The organism is Micromonospora sp. DT62 (assembly GCF_049847285.1).
Classification (GTDB): Bacteria; Actinomycetota; Actinomycetes; order Mycobacteriales; family Micromonosporaceae; genus Micromonospora; species Micromonospora reichwaldensis.
Genome location: NZ_JBNCOB010000005.1, coordinates 63,422 through 83,134 on the forward strand (window position 1 = coordinate 63,422; position 19,713 = coordinate 83,134).

Sequence of the window (19,713 nt, forward strand, 5' to 3'; positions counted from 1 at the left end):
CGTCGAGGGGACGGCCGTCGGGGGGACTGTCGTCGGGCTCGGGGCGCCGGCCGCGAGGGCGGTCGCGGCGACAGCGCGCTGGCGGCGGGTGTGCAGCAGCGCCCGGACGGCCAGTGCCAGGGCGGCGGCCCAGGCGACGGCCAGCAGTGCGTAGACGGCCGGCCGGGCCGGGCCGCCGAGGTCGGTCGAGCGCATCAGCGTACGGGCGTTGGTCAGCACGATCACTCCGCCGATCGTCGCGCCGAGCAGTTGGGCGGGGACGATGCGCACCAGCCAGGCCGCGATCGGGGCGGCGATCAGGCCGCCGACGAGCAGCGCGGCCACCATGGGCAGCAGGAAGCCCTCGGAGCCGAGGCCGATCAGGAAGCCGAGGCTGGCGGCGCCGGCGACCACGAACTCGGACGTGTCCACCGAGCCGATCACCTTGCGCGGCTCCATCCGCCCGCTGACCAGCAGGGCCGGCGTGGCGACCGGGCCCCACCCGCCGCCGCCGGTGGCGTCGACGAAGCCGGCGACCAGGCCGAGCGGGCCGAGGAAGCGGCTGCGCAGCCGGCCGCCGCGCCGATCGGTCCGCAGCGGCTGGGAGAAGCGCACCAGCAGGTACGCGCCGAGGGTGAACAGGATGCCGGCCATCCACGGGGCGGCCGACTCGGTGGAGATCGAGCTGAGGAAGGTCGCGCCGGCGAACGCGCCCACGGCGCCGGGGAGGGCGATGCGGCCGACCACCCGCCAGTCGACGTTGCCGAACCGCCAGTGCGACACCCCGGCGGCGAGCGTGGTGCCGATCTCGGCCAGGTGCACGGACGCCGACGCGGCGGCCGGCGCCACCCCGACGAGCAGCAGCAACGTGGAGGAGGTCAGCCCGTACGCCATGCCGAGCGCGCCGTCGACGAGTTGCGCGGCGAGCCCGACCAGCGCGAGGACCAGCAGCTTGCGCACGAGCGCCCCCTGACTTTTCGGTATCTCCTATCGACTTGGTCGACAATGCGGCACGGGGCGTGCCCCGGTCAAGCCTTCAACCGGTCAGTGAGACGACAGAACCCACCCGACCGCCGTCACCGGGGAGGGGCCGGCCAGGGCCACCCCGAAACCGGCCGGGCGGCCGGCGACGTCGGGCCCGGCAGGGCAACCGCGGGGCGGGCGGCGACGTCAGGCCCGGCTCGGCCCGGCCACGGGCGGGTCGGGGCGGAAGGGCGTGGACCCGCGTCGGCCGGCGGAGGGCGCCCGGCCGGGTCCGGATCAGGTCCAGGCGCGGGGGTCGGCGGCCAGTTCGACGACCCGGCCCGGCAGGGTGCCGCCGGCCACGTCGGCGACGGTGACCAGTTCCAGGATCTCGCGCTCGCTGGCCCGCAGGGCGATCCAGACCTCCTGGAGGGCCCGCGCCGCCCCGTGGTAGCCGAGTTCCTCGGGCCGATGTCCGCGTACGTGCGCGAGCGGGCCGTCGATCACCCGGATCACCTCGGCCAGCGAGATCTCCCCGGCCGGTCGGGCCAGCCAGTAGCCGCCCTCCGGGCCGCGCTGGGCCTGCACGATGCCGCCCCGGCGCAGTTGCAGCAGGATGCTCTCCAGGAACTTCGGCGGGATCTCCTGGGCGCGGGCGATCTGGTCGGCGGTCACGGGCCGGCTTCGCCCGGGCCCGGCGTCGGCGGTCACCGAGGCGAGCTCGGCGACCGCGCGGAGGGCGTAGTCGACCCGGGCGGAGAGGCGCATGCGGCAAGGTTAGTCGCCTGACCGACCCGCCCGGACGATCGCCCCTCGACCGATCGGCCGGTGGCGATGCGCGGGCGGCGTCGGAGACGACCCCGGTGGCGAACCCGACGGGCCGGGCCGCGCCACGACGGTCGGGACGGTCAGTCGCCGACGCGGCGCAGCAGCCCCTCCTGCACGGCGCTGGCGATGTGGTGCCCGTCGGTGGTGAACATGCGGCCGGTGGCGAGCCCCCGGGCGCCGGAGGCCGACGGGCTCCAGCAGTCGTAGAGGAACCACTCGTCGGCGCGGAACGGCCGGTGGAACCAGAGCGCGTGGTCGAGGCTGGCCCCGACCACGCCGCCCGGGCCCCAGACCTCGCCGTGCACCGAGAGCACCGAGTCGAGCAGCGTCAGGTCGGAGGCGTACGTCAGCGCGCAGGCGTGCAGCAGCGGATCCTCGGGCAGCTTGCCGTCGATGCGCATCCAGACCCGCTGGTGGGGGTCGGCGGGGCGGTCGCCGGGGCGTACCCAGCCGGGCTCGCCGACGTAGCGGACGTCGATCGGGCGCGGGATCTGCGCCCAGATGCCGAGCCGCTCCGGGTAGCGGGCGAGCCGGTCGGTCATCGTCGGGACCTCGTCCGGCCCCGGCACGTCGGGCGGGGTGGGTGCCTGGTGGTCCAGGCCCTCCTCCGTCCGCTGGAACGACGCCGACATGAAGAAGATCGGCTTGTCGTGCTGGAGCGCCACCGAGCGGCGCACCGAGAAGGAGCGGCCGTCGCGGACGTTCTCCACCTCGTACACGATCGGCTCGGCCGGGTCGCCCGGGCGGACGAAGTAGCCGTGCAGGGAGTGCACGAAGCGGGCCGGGTCGACGGTGCGTCCGGCGGCGACCAGCGCCTGGCCGGCGACCTGGCCGCCGTACACCCGCTGGGGACCGACCGGGGGGCTCATCCCCCGGAAGGTCATCCCGCCGGTGTGCTCCAGGTCGAGCACCTCCAGGAGCTGGTCGACCGCGGCCTGCCCGACCGCGACGTCCGCGTCGCTCACTGCAAGGCCCGCGCCGACGCCGCGTCGACCAGCGATCCGAGCTGGTGTACGCGCAGCGTGTTGGTCGAGCCGGGGGTGCCGGGCGGGCTGCCGGCGACGATCACCACGTAGTCGCCGGGGTTGGCCCGGTCGAGCCCGAGCAGCGCCTGGTCAACCTGGCGGAACATGTCGTCGGTGTGCTCGACGAACGGCATCAGGAACGTCTCCACGCCCCAGGAGAGGGCGAGCTGGTTGCGCACCTCGGGCACCGGGGTGAAGGCGAGCAGCGGCAGGTCGCAGTGCAGCCGGGACAGCCGCCGCACGGTGTCGCCGGTCTGCGAGAAGGCGACCAGTGCCTTCGCGCCGATGGCCCGGGCGATCGAGGAGGCGGCAACGGTCAGCGCGCCACCATGCGTACGGGGGTCGTGCTGAAGGCGCGGCACGCCGATCGAGCCGGACTCGGTGGTGGTGACGATCTTCGCCATGGTGCTGACGGTGAGCACCGGGTACTTGCCGACGCTGGTCTCGCCGGAGAGCATCACCGCGTCCGCGCCGTCGAGCACGGCGTTGGCGACGTCGGAGGCCTCGGCGCGGGTCGGCCGGGAGTTCTCGATCATGGAGTCGAGCATCTGGGTGGCCACGATGACCGGCTTGGCGTTCTCCCGGCAGAGCTGCACGGCACGCTTCTGCACCAGCGGCACCTGGTCCAGCGGCAGCTCCACGCCGAGGTCGCCACGGGCGACCATGACGCCGTCGAAGGCCAGCACGATCTGCTCCAGGCAGTCGACCGCCTCGGGCTTCTCCACCTTGGCCAGCACCGGCCGGTGCACGCCCTCCTCGGCCATGATGCCGTGCACCAGCTTGATGTCGTCCGCCGAGCGGACGAAGGAGAGCGCGATCAGGTCCACGCCCAGACCGAGGGCGAAACGCAGGTCCTCGGCGTCCTTGTCGGACATCGCCGGCACGCTGACCGCCACGTTCGGCAGCGAGACGCCCTTGTTGTTGGAGACCGGGCCGCCCTCGGTGACCAGGCAGCGGATGTCGTTGCCGGTGACGTCGGTGACCTCGACGGCGACCCGGCCGTCGTCGATCAGCAGCCGGTCGCCGGGCTTGACCTCCTGCGGAAGCTTGCGGTAGGTGCAGGAGACCCGCTCCTTGGTGCCGAGCACGTCGTCACCGGTGATGACGACCGAGTCGCCGGTGCGCCACTCGTGCGGGCCGTCGGCGAACCGGCCGAGCCGGATCTTGGGTCCCTGGAGGTCGGCGAGCACGGCCACCGGCCGGCCGGCCGCTTCCGCGGCCTCGCGGACCAGCCGGTACACCGCCTCGTGATCCTCGTGGCTGCCGTGGCTGAAGTTGAGCCTCGCCACGTTCATGCCGGCCTCGACGAGGCCCCGGATGCGCTCCGGCGACGAGGTGGCAGGACCAAGAGTGCAGACGATCTTCACACGGCGTGTCACGCCCATCAGGCTAGTCTCTCCTCCGGGTCGGGCGCTCTGGGCCGACCCCTTGCGGATTGCGGAACATTGTCCAACGACGCGCGGCGTGCGCGCAGCCGGCGGGCGGAACCCACGCCGGAACGTCGAGGCGGCGGGCATCGGCGACCGCGCGCCGGAATCGTACGCCCCCGGCGCCACCGGACAGCCGGGCGCTCCCCGCCGGTCCACCCGTCGCGCCGACCGGGGCCGCCCGGCGCGCGGGCCGACGCTGGGGCGGGGGTGGCGCGGGGCCGCCCCGACCCGCTGCGGACAGGGCCGGCGTCGTCCCCCGGGCCGGACGGCGACCGCCTTCGCGCGCGGCGCCCGTACCCTGCCGGCGGGCGGCTCAGCTCTGCGTCTTGACCAGCGGGAACTCCAGCGAGCCCTCCGGGCAGAGGAAGGTCAGCACGTCCACCCGGTAGAGCCCCGCCTGGACGGCCGGGTCGGCCTCCATCACGCTGCGTACGTCGTCCACCGAGCCGGTGCGGGCCAGGCCGAAGCCGATCGGCGGGTCCGGTTCGCGGGCCGGGCCGTCCACCGAGCCGGCGACCAGGATGATCCCGCGCCGTTGCAGGGCCTGCATGTGCGCGAGGTGCTCGGCCTGCAACCGCTGCACCGTCTCCGCCGGCAGCGCCCGCCCGGCCGCGCCGGGATACAGCACGATGCACTCGTACGTGTCGAGCGCGAAGTCGACCTGCGGCACTCCCGTCATGGCGTCCCCTCCCCGCGTCGCGCCGCACGCGGCGACGTGCGCTCGGTCGACCGGCGGGGCGTACGCCCGTGGTCGACGTCGAGCCGGCACGGCCCAGCGTCGCACGGGCAGCCGGCCGGCACGGGCGCTCCGGTCAACTTCGTCCGCCGCCCGGCCCGGTCGCGGCAACGCCGCACCGTGTCGTGGCGGGCCCGGAGGCACCCGGGACGCGCCGGCCCGGCGGCGGGTGATCCCGGTCTCGATCCGCCCCGGTGGTGGTGTGGGCGACGATCGGCGGGAAAGCCTCTCGGTGGTGGGATCGACCGCCGGAGACGGACGACAGGATGGGGAATCCACGCATGACGAATGACGCCGGCAAGCAGCCCGCGAAGGCCTCGGGGACGTACCGGATCGGGGGCGACCTCCAGGTCGACCGGCTCGGCTACGGCGCGATGCAGCTCACCGGCCCCGGCGTGTGGGGCGACCCGAAGGACCCGGCCGAGGCCGTGCGGGTGCTGCGCCGGGCGTACGAGCTGGGCGTGACGTTCATCGACACGGCCGACTCCTACGGGCCCTTCGTCAGCGAGCTGCTCATCCGGGAGGCCCTGCACCCGTACGCCGACGACCTGGTCATCGCGACCAAGGCCGGCCTGACCCGCTCCGGCCCGGACGACTGGCGTCCGGTGGGGCGCCCGGAGTACCTGCGCCAGCAGTGCGAGCTGAGCCTGCGGCACCTCGGCCTGGAAGCCATCGGGCTCTACCAGCTGCACCGGATCGACCCGCAGGTGCCGCTCGCCGACCAGCTCGGGGAGCTGGCGCTGCTCAAGCAGGAGGGCAAGATCCGGCACATCGGCCTGTCCGAGGTGACCGTCGAGCAGATCGAGGCGGCCCGCGCCGTCACCCCGATCGTCTCGGTGCAGAACCTCTACAACCTGGCGGACCGCAGCGCGGAGGCCGTCCTGGAGCACTGCGAGCGCAACGACCTCGCGTTCATCCCCTGGTTCCCGATCGCCACCGGCAACCTGGCCCGGCCGGGCGGTCCGCTGGACGCGATCAGCACCGGGCACGGCGCGACGCCCGCCCAGCTCGCGCTCGCCTGGCTGCTGCGCCGGTCGCCGGTGATGCTGCCGATCCCGGGCACGTCGTCGGTGGCGCACCTGGAGGAGAACGTGGCCGCCGCCGAGGTGCAGCTGTCCGGCGACGAGTACGCGGCCCTCGCCAAGGCCGCCTGACGACGCGCGGGGGCGGGCGGCGCACGGCCGGCCGCCCCACGCGAGCGCTACAGGGCGAAGCAGTTGGGGCGGATCGGCTCGTCGCGCAGGGCCTGCCGGATCACCGTGTAGGTGGTGCCGTCGAGCACCAGGCCGAGGTGCCCGACGACCCGCAGGGGGCACGCCGACTGGATCAGTACGTTGGTCGCTCCGTCGGCCAGTTTGGCGTTGTCGACGGGCCGCACCAGCTCGTCCTGGAGGGTGCGCACCGCCGTCCAGCGGACCGTGCCGGGGGTGTCGTCGCCCGCGTTGAGGCCGGCGAGGAACGACGAGCCGATCGACATCTGCTGGCAGGCGACGATGCCGGCGCAGCTGCCCAGGCCGAGGAACTTCACGATGTTGGCCACGTACGTGCCGTACTGCGGGGTGCCGAGGCTGACGTAGCGGTCGATGCTGCTGGTCCCGCCGAGGTTCTTGATGAAGTACCGGGACACCAGGCCGCCCTCGGAGTGGGCGACGACGTCGACCTTGGCCGCGCCGGTCGATGCGCGGACCTGCCCGACGAAGCTGCTGAACGCGTGGGCCGAGGTGGGGATGTCGCCGAGCCCGAGGTTGGGCAGCTGGTAGACCCAGACCCGGTACCCGTCGACGCGCAGCCGGGAGGCCAGCGGCCCGTACGCGGAGGCGATGCCGCTGAGGCCACCGACGACGATGACGGGGTTACCTGCCGCGGCGGCGGCGATCTCGGCGGCGGTGCTGGTGACGCTGTCCCCGGCGGGGGCGGGGGCGGCCGGGTCGGCGGCGCTCCGGTCGGTGCTGGCCGCGGGCCGGTCGGGGGCCGCGACCGCGGCCGTGGCGGGGGCGGCGAGCACGGCGGCGACCATGACGGCGAGGGCGGGGACGATCTTTCGGAGCAGCAAAGCTGCACCTCCCATGGAGGAACCCGGTGGAACCCGGGCGGGGCGGGGTGGGGGTGGTTCCGATCGATCGTGGAGACGATGATGATGGCCGTAATCCGCAAACGTCAATCACAAGTTACGGGCCGGTAACCCCTTGTCGCGTTGGGGGCACAAACCGGCAATCCGGGCAACCATCGTCCAGAGGGGACGGTGCCCCGCGTCGGTCCCGGCGCGGTGGCATGCTGTGACCCGTGCGCCCGACACCGCCCCGCGAAGAGCCGCTGCGGGTGATGCCGTGGTGGCTGGTGCTCGTCGGGCTGCTGGTCGCCGCGCTGCTCGGCTGGCTGGTGCTCGACTGGCTGCTCGGCGAGGCCGACCGCGCCGCCCAGCCGGACACCCGCGCGACACTGCGCATCGACGCCATCCGCACCGGGCTGACCGTGGTCGCTGGCACCGGCGGCGGGCTCGCCCTGCTGCTGGCCGCCCGGCGACAGTGGATCGGCGAACGCGCCCAGCGGCACCAGGAGGCCGTCGCCGCGCAGGACCAGGCGCACCGGGAACGGATGCAGGCGCACGCGGAGGCGGTCGCCGAGGCCGGGCAGCGCCACCAGGAACGGCAGGCCGAGGCGGCCGAGCACGACGCCGCCGAGCGCCGGCTGACCGAGCTGTACACCGGCGCCGTCGCCCTGCTCGGCAACGACAACGCGGCCGTACGCCTGGGCGGCCTGCACGCCCTGGAGCGGCTCGGGCAGGACAATCCCGCCCAGCGGGAGACGATCGTGGCGGTGCTCTGCGCGTACCTGCGGATGCCGGCGCCGGAGGACGACGCGCGCGAGGCGGAGGTGCGCCGCACCGCCCAGCGGGTCCTGACCCGGCACCTGCGCGCGGACGACGACGCCTACTGGCCCGGGGTCAGGCTGGACCTGACCGGCGCCCGGCTCGACGGGTTCGACGCGACCGGCTGCACCCTGGACGACGCGGACCTCACCGGCGCGGTCTGCGCCGGCACCACCAGCCTGGTCGGCGCGACCGTGCGCGGGCGGCTCGCCCTCGGCGCGACCTTCGCGGACCTGGCCTGCGACGACCTGCGCGGCGACGCCGAAATCGTCCTCGACCGCGCCCGGATCACCGGCCGGATCAGCTTCGACCGCGCCGACCTCGCCGGCGGGCTGTCGTGCCGGCACGCCACCGTCGCCCGGGCCTCCTTCCGGGGCGTCACCTTCCACCGGACGGCGAGCTTCGACGCGTCCCGATTCACCGACAGCGCGACCTTCCGCGAGGCGGTCTTCCTGAGCGGGGTCTCGCTGGACCACGCCACCTTCACCGGCTACGCCGGGTTCCGGCAGACCCGCTTCGCGGACATGGCCCTGTTCCGGTGGACCGAGTTCGGTGACCAGACCTGGTTCGAGCGGGCCCGGTTCGAGGGGGCAGCGAACTTCGGCCGGGCCCGCTTCCACGGCCCGGTCACCTTCGACGGGGCGAGCTTCGCCCGCACCTTCCTGGTCGACCAGGCCCGGGCGACGGCCGCCGGCCCGCATGCCTGGCCCGAGGGCACGACCGTCGACGTGGTCGACGACGACTGGCTGCTGCTCACCGATCCCTGACCGGTGCGCTTTCCCCGCTTCCGCGTCGTCCGACGGGCCGACGACCACCGCGGGAGGCCGCTAGGCTGGCCGGATGGCGGAGACCATTGAGGACAGCCCGGTCGAGTGGGTGGCCAGCCACGTGCGCCGCTACGTGGCGAGCGACGGCGCCGACGGCGGGAAGTTCCACGGCTACGACGCCCTGCTGATCACCACCCGGGGGCGCCGCTCGGGCACGCTGCGGCGCACCGCGCTCATCTACGGCCGCGACGGCGACCGCTACCTGCTGGTCGCCTCGAACGGCGGGGCGGCACGGCACCCCGCCTGGTATCTCAACCTGTGCGCCGACCCGCAGGTGGAGGTGCAGGTCGGAGCCGAGAAGTTCCGGGGCACGGCGCGTACCGCCACCGCCGAGGAGCGGCCCCGGCTGTGGCAGGTGATGACAAAGGTCTTCCCGACCTACGCCCGCTACCAGAAGGAGACCGACCGGGAGATTCCGGTCGTTGTCGTCGAACGCGCCTCATAGGCACCGGCCCGGCGCGCAGCCACGGCGGAGGCCCAGGTGATCCACGGCCTATGATGCTGCCCGTACCGCACGGACGGGGAGGGCGTCATGTCCACGGCTGAGCAGAACTCCAGGCTCCCGCTGTTCGCGATCGACGTTGGCATGCTCGTGGCCACCCTGCTCACCCTCGCCGGATATCTGATGCCCTGGTTCCGGCCGAGCAGCCGCGCCATCTGGTCCTTCTCCGGCTGGGCCTACGCGTCGCTCAGCGACGGGGGCGGCTGGACCCTGCTCACCTTCGGTTGGCTGCTGCTGGCCGCCGTGGCCGCGCTGTGGGCACGGCGCAGCCTGGTGGCGGCGATGACCGGGATGGTCGCTGCCGTGGGCACCCTGGTCACCGCTCTGTCGGTGGTGGCGGCGAGCTTCGCGGTGATCGGCGAACAGAGCTCGCTGGACGCGATGGCGCAACTGCCGTTCGACATCGGGCTGACGGTCCTGGCCATCGGCCTCGGGCTGCTCCTGGCCACCTCCTGCCGGGCGATCGTCCGGTGCCACCTGTTGAATGTCGCCGAGGACGCCTCCCCCGCTTCTCCGCTCTGACGAACCTCAGTTCGCATCGGGGTTGCAGCGGCCGGGATCGCCGGTGAGGGCGACGAACTCCCGGCGGGTTGTCAGGCGCGGTCGGTGAGCTGGGCGACGAAAACCCGCCAGGCGGTCGGGGCGAAGACCAACGCGGGGCCGGCCGGGTCCTTCGAATCCCGTACGCCGACGACGCCGGGCAGGTTGTCGGCAACCTCGACGCAGGTCCCGCCGTTCGTCGACGAGCGGGACGACTTACGCCACCGCGCACCGGTCAGATTGTCCATGTCTTCGCCGCTTCCTTGAGCACGTCGATCGATTGCCTGAGCGGGAGGGCTTCGCCTCGGACAGCGTCCCACGCCAGCCCCACGCGAGCAATCGCGTCAGGCTGCCCCGTGGTCTGCGACTCCAACTGATGGTCCACACAGCCCGCCCGCGAGCCGTCGGGCAGGTCGGCCAGGATGAACGCTCCGGCCAGTCCTGAGTAGATGCCAGCAGACATCGGCACGACCTGCACCTGGATATGCGGCTGTTCGGCGCAGGTCAGCAGGTGTTCAAGCTGCTCGGCCATCACGTCGGGACCGCCGCACGCCCGCCGGACGACCATCTCGTCGAGCACCACGAAGAGCTGTGGGCTCGGCAGGCGGGCGAGCACCGCCTGCCGTTCCATCCGCGCCGCGACCCGCTGGTCCAACTCGGCAACCGGCGTCCGCGCCGCCCGGAAGGTCGCTCGGGCGTACGCCTCGGTCTGGAGAAGTCCCGGCACGAACGCGTGCTCGTACCAGCGCAGAGCGGTCGCCTCTCGTTCGATCTGTATCCATTCGCGCAGCCAGACCGGCGCGGCGTCACCCTTGACCAGCTCGTTCCAGAGCGTCGCGAAGTATCCGCCGGTGTCCAGCGCCTTGTCGACGGCGGCCAGGTAGGGCGGGGTCGGCGGCTTCGTCCCGGTCTCGATCGCGCTCACCTGGGAGTCCGAGCAGAAGACCAGCTCACCGAGTTGCGCCTGGGTCAGCCCGGCGGCCGACCGGCGTCGCCTCAGCTCACGAAGCAGGTACTCCGATGGCGAGATTCCCACGGCTCCCACGCCCTTCCGCGACTCTCCGCACAGTTCCCCGTTAGCCCGAAACCGCTCACTACGTTCCGCGAACACGCGGTGACTGTTCCGAGCCTAGGGGGCGTGCGTCCAGGGTGGAAGGAGGACAGCGCGCCCGGCGGAATCGGTCCCCCCGACCCTGTGGGCGCGCACGTCAACGGGGGTCGCTGCTGGCGAGCATCCGCAGCGACCCCCGTTCCCCACTCACCGACGGAAGGAGGCGTCCGTGCCCGTGCCGAGGCCCGCGAATGCCGTACCGGCGTCGCGCTGGGCGACGCGCCCCGCCGCCGCGACGGCCAGCACCCGCGAGGACGGGACGCCACGGGTCAGCCCCGGCGTGTACCTGCTGACGCGCGAGGCGTCGCCGCAGTTCGCCACGCCGATCACGGTACGGGTGGTCCGCGAGCGCACCGACCTGGTCACCTACCACGGCTGGACGTGGATCGAGGCGTACCAACTCGACGCGCGCGGTCAGGCGATCGACCGCCGCGAGTTGTACGTGCGACCCGACGGGATGCGTCCCACGCAGGCGCCCTCGGCCGCGCGTACGCCCTCAACGCAGCGGCGCGCTCCGGCCCGGCGGAACGCGGGGACCAACCGGTGAGCACGTCCATTCGCGACCACGTACCGTCCCGCCCGACGTGGCGCTGCCGGGCCTGCGGGATCGCCTGGCCCTGTTCCCCGGCGAAGCTGCTCCTCCTCGCGAGGTACCGGGGCGACATGCCCGGACTCATGGTCCACCTCGTGACGCTGCGCGAGGAGGCCGCCGCCCAACTCGCCGAGCACGACCCCGGCGTGCAGTCGACGGATCTGCACCGGCGGTTCACGGACTGGATGCCGGTCCGCTCGCCCTGACAGTCACGGACCAACTACGCTCGGACAGCGCGGGGCCGCACGGGAGCGACGAGTGCCCAGGCCCGCGAAGCAGCCGAGCAGACGGAGCGAGCAGATGAGCCGGACCCGCATCCACAACCTCTCCATATCGCTGGACGGGTTCGCCGCCGGTGAGGGCCAGGCCCTCGACACCCCGATGGGCCACGCCGGCACCCGGCTGCACGAGTGGATGGTCGCCACCCGCTTCGGCGCTCCGATCATGGGACGCAAGGGCGGCACCAGTGGCACCGACGACGCGTTCGCCCAGCAGCACGAGCCCGGCATCGGCGCCGAGATCATGGGCGCGGGCAAGTTCGGACCCCCGGGCTGGCAGGACGACGCCGACTGGAAGGGGTGGTGGGGCCCGAACCCGCCGTTCCACACACCGACCTTCGTGCTGACCCACAAGCCGCGCCCGCCGATCGAGATGGCCGGCGGCACGACGTTCCACTTCCTTGACGCCTCGCCGGCCGAGGCCCTCGCCGTCGCGCGCGAGGCGGCAGCCGGCAGAGACGTACGCGTCGGCGGCGGCCCGACCGTCGCCCGCGACTTCATCGCGGCGGGACTCGTCGACCACATCCATCTGGTCCAGGTGCCGATCGTGCTCGGCCGGGGCGTGCGGCTGTGGGACGGCCTCGAAGCCCTCGAAGCGAGCTACGACATCGAGGCGGTCTCGACACCCACCGGCGTCACCCACCTCACGTTCACGAAGCCGTGACGGCCCCAGGGTTCCTGCCGCTCGCGCGGCAGGAAACCGGCCCACGATGAAGGAACTGCACGATCAGGTCAACGACCGGGTGCCGGCCCCGATCTACGAGTAGACGTCCTTGCGATGTCCGACAGCGTGGATGACCAGTGCGTCGCGGTCGAGACGGTAGAGAATCCGGTAGTCACCCACCCGCAGTCGACGTCCGGATCCGTCGCGCATCTCGGTCGAGTTTTGCGGCGCGGGTTCAGAGACCAAGCCGAGGATCGCGCTCAAAACGGTCAAGAACACGTTCCGTGGCTGCTTGTGCAGCCAAACCAGCACGTCGCGGTCGATCTCAACCTTCACGCCGCCTCACCGTTGGCCCTGTCGGCCAGTAACGCCTCCACCTCACGAGGATCGACGCCGAGTGACTCCAGGGCCGCCGACAGCGGCACGAACTGACCTTCGGCCCGGGAACGAGCAATCACGGCCGAGTCCCGGCGGTCCCGAAACGCCTCGATCTCTTCCCACTCGTCGATCCCGATCAGCACGGCCACCGGCCGTTCGTACTTGGTGATGATGACCGGCTCTCCAGTGCGCTCGACCGCGTCCAGCACCCGGCCTGCGCCGTCACGGAACTCACGCAGCGTAATCATTGCCATGTACCGCAATGTACCACGCGGTACCGTCCCTCACCTGGAGATCCGCGCGAGGGCGCGGGCGGCGGCACACAGTCGGCGGACCTGCACAGGCGGTTCACGTACTGGATGCCGGTCAGCTCCGCTGACAGCCGCGGGGCACCAATGCGGCGCGACAGCTCGGAGGATCAGGTCGGATCGGGACTACGCCGCCCGAGTGCGTCGGCGATGGCGGCGAACTCGCGTAGGGCCGCCTCCAGGTCCTCCACGATCTCCTGCGCGATGACCTCGGGCGGCAGCAGCGCGTCCGCGTCCTCCAGGGAGGCGTCCTTGAGCCAGGTGATGTCGAGGTTCACCTTGTCGCGGGCGATCAGCTCCTCGTAGGTGAAGGCCCGGAACCGCTCGGTCTCGACCCGCTCGGAGCGGTCCTTGCTCGGCAGGTAGCAGTCCACGAAGTCCTGGAGGTGCTCCCGGCGCAGCGGGTTCTGCTTCAGCGTGAAGTGCTGGTTGGTGCGGAAGTCGTACACCCAGAGCTTCTGGGTCCACGGCTGTTCCCGGGCGCGCTTGCGCTCGAAGAAGAGCACGTTGGCCTTCACCCCGCCGGCGTAGAAGATGCCGGTGGGCAGGCGCAGCATGGTGTGCAGGTCGTACTGCTTGAGCAGCCGGCGGCGGATGGTCTCCCCCGCGCCGCCCTCGAAGAGCACGTTGTCCGGCAGGACGACCGCGGCCCGGCCGTCTATCTCCAGCAGCGAGGCGATGTGCTGCACGAAGTTGAGCTGCTTGTTGGCGGTGGCGGCCCAGAAGTCGGGCCGTTCAATCTCCCGCTCCTCGCGGGACGCCCGGCCCGCCTCGGTCACCGAGCGGATCGTGGAGCTACGGCCGAACGGCGGGTTGGCCAGCACCAGGCTGTAGCGGCGGCTGGGCGGCCTGCCCAGGGCGTCCTCGACGGCGATCAGCGAGTCACCGCCGGGGGTGCCGATGCCGTGCAGCAGCATGTTCATGGCGGCCAGCCGGGCGGTGCCCTCGACCAATTCCGTGCCGGTGACCGCCCCGGCGGCGAGGCTGCGACGCTGGTCGGGGGTGAGGCTGCCGCCGTGGTGCCGCTGGATGTGGTCGAACGCGGCAAGCAGGAAGCCGCCGGTGCCGCAGGCCGGGTCGGTGACCGTGTCGTCGGGCGTGGGCAGCATGCAGTCGACCATCGCGACGGTCAGCGCGCGGGGCGTGAAGTACTGCCCGGCACCCGACTTGGCGTCCTCCGCACCCCGGGCCAGCAGCTCCTCGTAGGCGTCACCCTTGACGTCGACGCCGGTGCCCGACCACTGCTCCTTGTCGATCAGGTCGACGATGAGCCGCTTCAGCTTCGCCGGGTCCTGGATCTTGTTCTGTGCCTTGCGGAAGATCGTGCCGAGCGTGCCGCCCTCCTTGGCCAGCCCGGTCAGGATGTGCCGGTACTGCACCTCGAGGGCGTCGCCCTCGGCGTCGAGCAGCGTCTGCCAGCTCAGCTCGTCGGGCACGATCTGCTCGGGCCGCATCGGCCGCTTCGCCCGCTCGTCGGCCATCTTGAGGAACAGCAGGAACGTCAACTGCTCCACGTAGTCGATGGTCGACACGCCATCGTCCCGCAGCACGTCGCAGTAGTTCCACAGTTTCTGCACCAGCCGGCGCGAATCCACAGTGCTCACAGCGGCAAAGTCTCCTGCTGGTAGTCGTCGCCGGTCACCCTGGTCGGCGGTGCCGCCAGGTCTTTTCTGGTACGCGGGGAGCGCGCCTTCTGCTTCGGCAGGGCGGCCTGACGCTCGGCCCGAATCCGGGCGAGCAGCTCCGAGGCGGGCTCGTCGCTCGGATCCTGCGACACCAACCGCCCCGCGAAGGCTTCCGCCAATAACGAGGCACGCAGTGCGCCTGCCCGGCGTTTCGCCGTCGCCAACTCGCTGGTCAGGCTCTCGATCAGAGTTCGCGCCGTTGACATTTCGGACAGCAAAGCCCGCTGTTCCTCTAACGAAGGCAGCGGGACAGGCAGGCTGGCAAGCGTCTTGGAGTTGAGGTTGTACTGACCGGCCGATGAGGCCGCTGCCGTTTCGAGATGCTGCCGCCATGCCGGACTGGACACGACGAGCGCGACCCAGTCAGGATCGACCGTCCCCGGCTTGAGGCGAAAGCGAATCAGATAGGATGCGAACGCGACCTTCATCGCCTCTCGCACCACGGCAACACGTCCAATCAGCTGAGGGCTTCCATTCGTTCTGACGAAAAGAAGATCACCCGGAGTCACGAAGTAGCTGTCGAGGTTCTGCGACTCATCAACCGCATACTTCATATCCGCGAGACTTACCTCTCCATTCTGAACATTTGGGATACGAAGAACCGGGACGCCTGCCGCATCGTAGGCGCACTTCGTAGATGTGCCGTATCCCGATTCGAAGGACAGCGAACCCAGGTTGGCTATTGACCAGCCATCCGGCAAGTTATATTCCTCGGAAGCAGACGACAGCGGCCACCCTCCAACGACTCGGCCACATAAACGCTGGTCGAGTTTGCGGGCCCGCCCCGCCGCGAGGGCCAGCCCCGCCAAACCTCGATCCAGCCTTGCCAAGGTCTCTTCGAGGGCGGCGACGATTCGGCGCTGCTCGGCGAGTGGCGGCAGCGGAATCCCAACAGACCGAAGACTTGCCCCTGAGATTCCAGCCTGACCTGCGGTCGTGCGGGCCAAGGCTCGCACCCGGGACCGAAGCTGCGGGGATTGGAAGAGGTATGCGATGTAGGCTGAGTTGGCAGCTTCAGGGTCTACTCGAACACGAATTAGCTTGTCGGGATAAGTTAACGGGCCAACGCCCTGGGGGACAATCGCACACGCCCCAACAAGGTTGATGTTCCCGTTGTAGCGGGTAAAGAGAAGATCCCCGGGGTGCAGCAGGGAATCTGACTCCCCCAGATCCGCCGCGCTCTTTCCGGTGTAACGAACGTCTTCCACTCGCAGACGTCCAGGCCGGACGGCACTGATCCGCAGAATCGGCAAACCGTCGGGCTCTACGCCAGGCCGAGAAACGAAAATTCCGTTCTTGACAGACAAGGCGATGTCATCAAGCCGCACTTCCGTCCAGCCTTCTGGCAGATCGGTCACGCGGACAGCTCCTGGTTGAGTTCGGTGAGGAGGGGTTCGGCGCGGTGGCCGAAGGTGCCCGCGTACCCGTCGATGCCGCCGCGTTCGGTGAACGGTGCGCCGTCCAGGTCGTCGGGGGTGACCTCCACGCTGACCGATATCACGTCCCGGATCCTTTCCAGCCACCACACCTGATCGGCAGTGAAGGTAGCTCCCGCCTGTTCCTGCCGCAGCAGCCACCCACGGAAGCGCTCCTCCACGAGGCTGCGGTAGGGGCGCAGCTCGGTGTCGAGGCCGAGTTCGTAGCGGATGAGGCTGACCAGGTCGGTCACGCCCCGGGTGCCGGGCGCGTCGGCGGTGCGCCCGAGCAGCACGTACGCCTTCCACAGCGTCGCGGGCGTCCACGCCTGCGGCGGGCGGGCGATGCGTCGGGCCAGGTCCTTGAGGTCGTCGTACCCGATCCGGCCGTGCCCCTCGTAGAACACCTGGAGGGCGGTGATCTCGGCGCGGTGTTCCTCCAGGTAGGCGTGCCAGTCCTTGACGGTGACCTGCGCCCGTTCCTCGGCCGGCACGCCCCGCGCCGACAGCAGGGTGTCGGCGTTGACCTCGTCGATGGTGATGTCGTGGGCCCGCCGGATCTCCAGGATGCGTTCGCGCAGCTCCGGGTTCGCGGCGAGCGGGCGCAGGGCGTCGGCCAGCAGGTCGCGTACGGCGGTGGGGCCGGCGGCCTTGGCCGGGTTGAGCTGTTCGGGGGCGACGGCGTCGACAAGCCCCCGCACGATTCCGGTGAGCGGCTGCCCGCCGAGGTCGGTCAGCTCCTCGCGTTCGGCGTCGGTGAGCTGCCGGTCGAGGCGGGCCAGCCGGGCGGCGAGGGTCGACACCTCGTCGGCGTCGGCGGTCAGGGTGCCGGCCTTCTTGAGCAGGTCCCGCAGGGAGATCTGCTTCTCGGAGTGCCGGTTCAGCGGCACCGCCTCGTCCAGGTCGGCCTCGGTGACGCCGACCGCGTCGACGATGACGAACCGGTCCTTGATCTGGGCGTCGGGGGTGACGGCCTGGAACTCGGCGGCGTCGATAGTGCGGGCCCCACGGCCCTTCATCTGCTCGAAGTAGGTGGCGCTGCGCACCGGCCGCAGGAAGAAGACGCACTCCAGGGGGCGTACGTCGGTGCCGGTGGCGATCATGTCGACGGTGACGGCGATGCGCAGCTCCGGGCTGTTGCGGAACGCCTGGAGCAGCGTGTCGGGGTTGTCGCCGTCGCGGCGGGACGCGTACGTGATCTTCGCGGCGAAGTCGTTGCCCCGCCCGAAGACCTGCCGCACCATCGTGACGATCTCCTCGGCGTGGTTGTCGTCGCGGGCGAAGATCAGCGTCTTGGGCACGGTGTTGCGGCCGGGAAAGATCTCGGTGAACAGGCGGTCGCGGAACGTCTCCAGCACCAGGCGCAACTGGCCCTTCGAGATCACCGAGCGGCCGACCTGACCGGCGTCGTAGGTGAAGTCGTCCTCCAGCTCCTGGTAGCGCTCGGCGCGGGTACGCCGGTCCCGCAGCGGCACCACCGTGCGAGCGTCGATGGTCGCGCCCGCGTCGGTGATCTGCGTCCTGATCCGGTAGACGTCGAAGCCGACGTTGACACCGTCGGCGACCGCCTGCTCGTAGGTGTACTGCGAGACGAGGTGCTGCTGGAAGAAGCCGAGGGTCTGCTTGACGGGGGTGGCGGTCAGGCCGACCACGAACGCGTCGAAGTATTCGATCACCGCGCGCCACCGGCCGTAGATCGAGCGGTGGCACTCGTCCACCACGATCAGGTCGAACGTCTCCGGCGGGAGGCGCGGCTGGTAGCCGACCTCCGCCGGCGCGTCCAGCTCGTAATCGTCGTACGCGCGGTCGTCGGCGTCCGGGTCGGGCAGGTCGTCGCCGCGCAGCGCCGCGTACAGGCGCTGGATCGTGGAGATCACCACGGTCGACGAGTCGAGCAGACCCGCGCCGGAGAGCCGGTCGACGGGATACAGCTCGGTGAACTTCCGCCCGTCACCCGGGGTCTGGAAGCCCGCGTACTCCTGGAGGGTCTGCTTGCCCAGGTTGTTGCGGTCGACCAGGAACAGGATCCGGCCGGCGCGGGCGTGCCTCAGCAGCCGGAAACTGGCGGTGACCGCGGTGAAGGTCTTCCCCGCCCCCGTGGCCATCTGGATCAACGACCGGGGGTGGTCGTCGGCCAGCGACCGTTCCAGGCCCACGATCGCGTCGACCTGCGCGGGCCGCAGGCCGGTCGGGTCCAGCTCCGGCATCCGGCGCAGCCGGGCCCGCAGCGTCGGCGCCGCCGGGTCGTCGTCGGCCTCCCGCATCCACCGCGCCAGGGTCTCGGGCCGGTGGAAGGCGAAGATCTCCCGGGTACGGGGGTGCGGGTCGAGCCGGTTCACGAACGCGGTCTCGGTGCCGGTGGCGACGTAGCCGAACGGCAGCGGGGCGTCCCGCCGCCAGGCGCGCATGGTCTGCTCGGGGGTCAGCCCCCGCAGGTAGCGGTCGAGCTGCGCCTCCACGCCGCGCGGGGCGGTGCCCTCCCGCTTGGCCTCGATGACGCCGACCAGCTTCTGGTCCACGTACAGCAGGTAGTCGGCCCGGCCACCGGCGAGGGTGACCTCGCGGACGGCGACACCCGTGCCCGCGTACAGGTTGATGTGCTCCTCGTTCTGCACCTGCCAGCCGGCCTCACCGAGCTGCCGGTCGATCTCGACGCGGGTCTGCGCCTCGTTCAGCGGCCCCCGGGAGGCGCGGCGGGCCCGGGCGATGAACTCCTCCCGGCGGGCGGCCGACACGCGGCCGGGTCGGGCGGTGTCGCGGCGCTCCTGCTCCGCGCGGACCGCCGGTTCCAGGCTGCTGACCAGGGCGGCGGCCGTGTCGCGCCCGGCGGCGGCGGCCCGGACCGCCTGGTCGGCGGCCTGCTCGGCGGCGGCCCGCGCCTGCGCGACGGACTGCGCGCCGTCGATCAGCAGCTTCGCCTCGGCCAGCTCCTCGCGGTATCGGTCCAGCTCCGCCTCGAGGGCCTCGGCGACGCTGCGCGGGACCTGCTGCGCGGGCGGCGTCGGCGGCACGAAACCGATCGGCGTACGGTCGCCGGTCAGCGCCCGGTGGAACCAGACACCCAACTCGAAGCAGGTACGCAGCATCTCCAGCGCCGCCCGCGCCTCGGCCAGATGGTCGTGCACCGCCCGGTTGCCCTGGTCACGCAGGCTGTGGAAGGCGCGGTAGACCTCGCTGGTCAGGGTGCCGTCGGCGTGCAGCGCCTCCACCCGGTGGAAGAAGTCACTGCGGGGTCGCTGACCGGTACGGCGCAGCAGATCCTTCGCCATCTCGTCGCCGAACGCCCGGATCTTGAACATCGCCGCCTGCGCGTCGACGTAGACGAGCAGCTCGGCTCCCGCCCCGTACCAGACAAGCAGCGGATGGTCTTTCAGAAAGCCGAAGTTGGCGGAGTGTTCCGCCAGGCGTCGCACCTGTCGAGGATCCATGCTTCCCCACGTCCATAGGCCCCGATGAACACGTCAGGATACGGGCGCACGATCAACACGAACACCCGCGACCGGGACCTATCGCCTATCCGACACCTGCTCCCCTGCAACCGCGAGTAAAGGGCCGAACGGGACAACACGTCAACGGTGGACGC

Annotated in this window: 19 protein-coding genes and 1 pseudogene; 7 read left to right on the forward strand and 13 right to left on the reverse strand. The window is 71.6% G+C overall.

Annotation, left to right across the window (positions count from 1 at the left end):
- Positions 1-54: 54 nt before the first annotated feature.
- The 5 genes and pseudogenes from ACPXCB_RS09535 to ACPXCB_RS09555 form a co-directional block, all read right to left on the reverse strand.
- A pseudogene (locus ACPXCB_RS09535) lies at positions 55-939 on the reverse strand (sulfite exporter TauE/SafE family protein); the annotation flags it as partial.
- A gap of 300 nt (positions 940-1,239) precedes the next feature.
- Positions 1,240-1,710 carry an RrF2 family transcriptional regulator gene (locus ACPXCB_RS09540; protein WP_151456960.1) on the reverse strand — a complete coding sequence of 157 codons (471 nt, stop codon included), beginning with the start codon at positions 1,708-1,710 and terminating at the stop codon, positions 1,240-1,242.
- 140 nt (positions 1,711-1,850) lie between these two features.
- The gene (locus tag ACPXCB_RS09545) at positions 1,851-2,735 is read right to left on the reverse strand and encodes an acyl-CoA thioesterase (protein ID WP_425874092.1); all 885 of its coding nucleotides are present in this window, start codon (positions 2,733-2,735) and stop codon (positions 1,851-1,853) included.
- Entirely contained in the window at positions 2,732-4,180 is a 1,449-nt protein-coding gene (gene pyk / locus ACPXCB_RS09550; RefSeq protein WP_425874094.1) for a pyruvate kinase, read from the reverse strand. The genes ACPXCB_RS09545 and pyk overlap by 4 nt, the downstream gene beginning before the upstream one ends.
- A 358-nt stretch (positions 4,181-4,538) precedes the next feature.
- Complete coding sequence (locus ACPXCB_RS09555; RefSeq protein WP_151456957.1) at positions 4,539-4,904, reverse strand: YciI family protein; 366 nt, start codon at positions 4,902-4,904, stop codon at positions 4,539-4,541.
- 338 nt (positions 4,905-5,242) lie between these two features.
- Here ACPXCB_RS09555 and ACPXCB_RS09560 point away from each other — a divergent pair, with 338 nt between their 5' ends.
- On the forward strand, positions 5,243-6,115 hold the full coding sequence (locus tag ACPXCB_RS09560) for an aldo/keto reductase (protein ID WP_425874096.1): 873 nt from the start codon (positions 5,243-5,245) through the stop codon (positions 6,113-6,115).
- A gap of 47 nt (positions 6,116-6,162) precedes the next feature.
- On the opposite strand, the gene ACPXCB_RS09565 is transcribed toward ACPXCB_RS09560, so the two are convergent.
- The gene (locus tag ACPXCB_RS09565) at positions 6,163-7,014 is read right to left on the reverse strand and encodes an alpha/beta fold hydrolase (RefSeq protein WP_425874098.1); all 852 of its coding nucleotides are present in this window, start codon (positions 7,012-7,014) and stop codon (positions 6,163-6,165) included.
- 230 nt (positions 7,015-7,244) lie between these two features.
- Here ACPXCB_RS09565 and ACPXCB_RS09570 point away from each other — a divergent pair, with 230 nt between their 5' ends.
- The 3 genes from ACPXCB_RS09570 to ACPXCB_RS09580 all read left to right on the forward strand — a co-directional run bounded on the left by ACPXCB_RS09570 (position 7,245) and on the right by ACPXCB_RS09580 (position 9,681).
- Positions 7,245-8,597 (forward strand): pentapeptide repeat-containing protein, encoded by a 1,353-nt coding sequence (locus ACPXCB_RS09570; protein ID WP_425874100.1) that lies wholly within the window; start codon positions 7,245-7,247, stop codon positions 8,595-8,597.
- A 73-nt stretch (positions 8,598-8,670) separates the two neighbouring features.
- Positions 8,671-9,102, forward strand: a complete 432-nt coding sequence (locus tag ACPXCB_RS09575) for a nitroreductase family deazaflavin-dependent oxidoreductase (RefSeq protein WP_425874102.1) — start codon at positions 8,671-8,673, stop codon at positions 9,100-9,102.
- An 87-nt stretch (positions 9,103-9,189) separates the two neighbouring features.
- Entirely contained in the window at positions 9,190-9,681 is a 492-nt protein-coding gene (locus ACPXCB_RS09580; protein WP_425874104.1) for a hypothetical protein, read from the forward strand.
- A gap of 71 nt (positions 9,682-9,752) precedes the next feature.
- On the opposite strand, the gene ACPXCB_RS09585 is transcribed toward ACPXCB_RS09580, so the two are convergent.
- Positions 9,753-9,947 carry a DUF397 domain-containing protein gene (locus tag ACPXCB_RS09585; RefSeq protein WP_425874106.1) on the reverse strand — a complete coding sequence of 65 codons (195 nt, stop codon included), beginning with the start codon at positions 9,945-9,947 and terminating at the stop codon, positions 9,753-9,755.
- Positions 9,935-10,744 (reverse strand): helix-turn-helix domain-containing protein, encoded by an 810-nt coding sequence (locus tag ACPXCB_RS09590; RefSeq protein WP_425874486.1) that lies wholly within the window; start codon positions 10,742-10,744, stop codon positions 9,935-9,937. Before ACPXCB_RS09590 ends, ACPXCB_RS09585 begins: the two co-directional genes overlap by 13 nt.
- Positions 10,745-10,979: 235 nt before the next feature.
- Between ACPXCB_RS09590 and ACPXCB_RS09595 the strand changes: the two genes are divergently transcribed.
- From ACPXCB_RS09595 to ACPXCB_RS09605, 3 genes are all read left to right on the forward strand, one after another.
- Positions 10,980-11,357, forward strand: coding sequence for a hypothetical protein (locus tag ACPXCB_RS09595; protein ID WP_425874108.1), 378 nt, complete (start codon positions 10,980-10,982; stop codon positions 11,355-11,357).
- 116 nt (positions 11,358-11,473) lie between these two features.
- Positions 11,474-11,608 carry a hypothetical protein gene (locus ACPXCB_RS09600; protein ID WP_425874110.1) on the forward strand — a complete coding sequence of 45 codons (135 nt, stop codon included), beginning with the start codon at positions 11,474-11,476 and terminating at the stop codon, positions 11,606-11,608.
- Positions 11,609-11,702: 94 nt separating this feature from the next.
- Positions 11,703-12,344: a dihydrofolate reductase family protein gene (locus ACPXCB_RS09605; RefSeq protein WP_425874112.1), complete on the forward strand. Its 642-nt coding sequence runs from the start codon at positions 11,703-11,705 to the stop codon at positions 12,342-12,344.
- A gap of 93 nt (positions 12,345-12,437) precedes the next feature.
- On the opposite strand, the gene ACPXCB_RS09610 is transcribed toward ACPXCB_RS09605, so the two are convergent.
- The 5 genes from ACPXCB_RS09610 to ACPXCB_RS09630 all read right to left on the reverse strand — a co-directional run bounded on the left by ACPXCB_RS09610 (position 12,438) and on the right by ACPXCB_RS09630 (position 19,558).
- Complete coding sequence (locus ACPXCB_RS09610; protein WP_393164743.1) at positions 12,438-12,680, reverse strand: type II toxin-antitoxin system RelE family toxin; 243 nt, start codon at positions 12,678-12,680, stop codon at positions 12,438-12,440.
- Complete coding sequence (locus tag ACPXCB_RS09615) at positions 12,677-12,976, reverse strand: type II toxin-antitoxin system Phd/YefM family antitoxin (RefSeq protein ID WP_393164745.1); 300 nt, start codon at positions 12,974-12,976, stop codon at positions 12,677-12,679. The genes ACPXCB_RS09610 and ACPXCB_RS09615 overlap by 4 nt, the downstream gene beginning before the upstream one ends.
- 164 nt (positions 12,977-13,140) lie before the next feature.
- The gene (locus tag ACPXCB_RS09620; RefSeq protein ID WP_425874114.1) at positions 13,141-14,634 is read right to left on the reverse strand and encodes a type I restriction-modification system subunit M; all 1,494 of its coding nucleotides are present in this window, start codon (positions 14,632-14,634) and stop codon (positions 13,141-13,143) included.
- Positions 14,631-16,073, reverse strand: coding sequence for a restriction endonuclease subunit S (locus tag ACPXCB_RS09625; protein WP_425874116.1), 1,443 nt, complete (start codon positions 16,071-16,073; stop codon positions 14,631-14,633). The genes ACPXCB_RS09620 and ACPXCB_RS09625 overlap by 4 nt, the downstream gene beginning before the upstream one ends.
- A complete protein-coding gene (locus ACPXCB_RS09630) occupies positions 16,070-19,558 on the reverse strand; it encodes a DEAD/DEAH box helicase family protein (RefSeq protein WP_425874118.1) in 3,489 nt (1,162 codons plus the stop codon). Before ACPXCB_RS09630 ends, ACPXCB_RS09625 begins: the two co-directional genes overlap by 4 nt.
- Between the last annotated feature and the right edge of the window lie 155 nt (positions 19,559-19,713).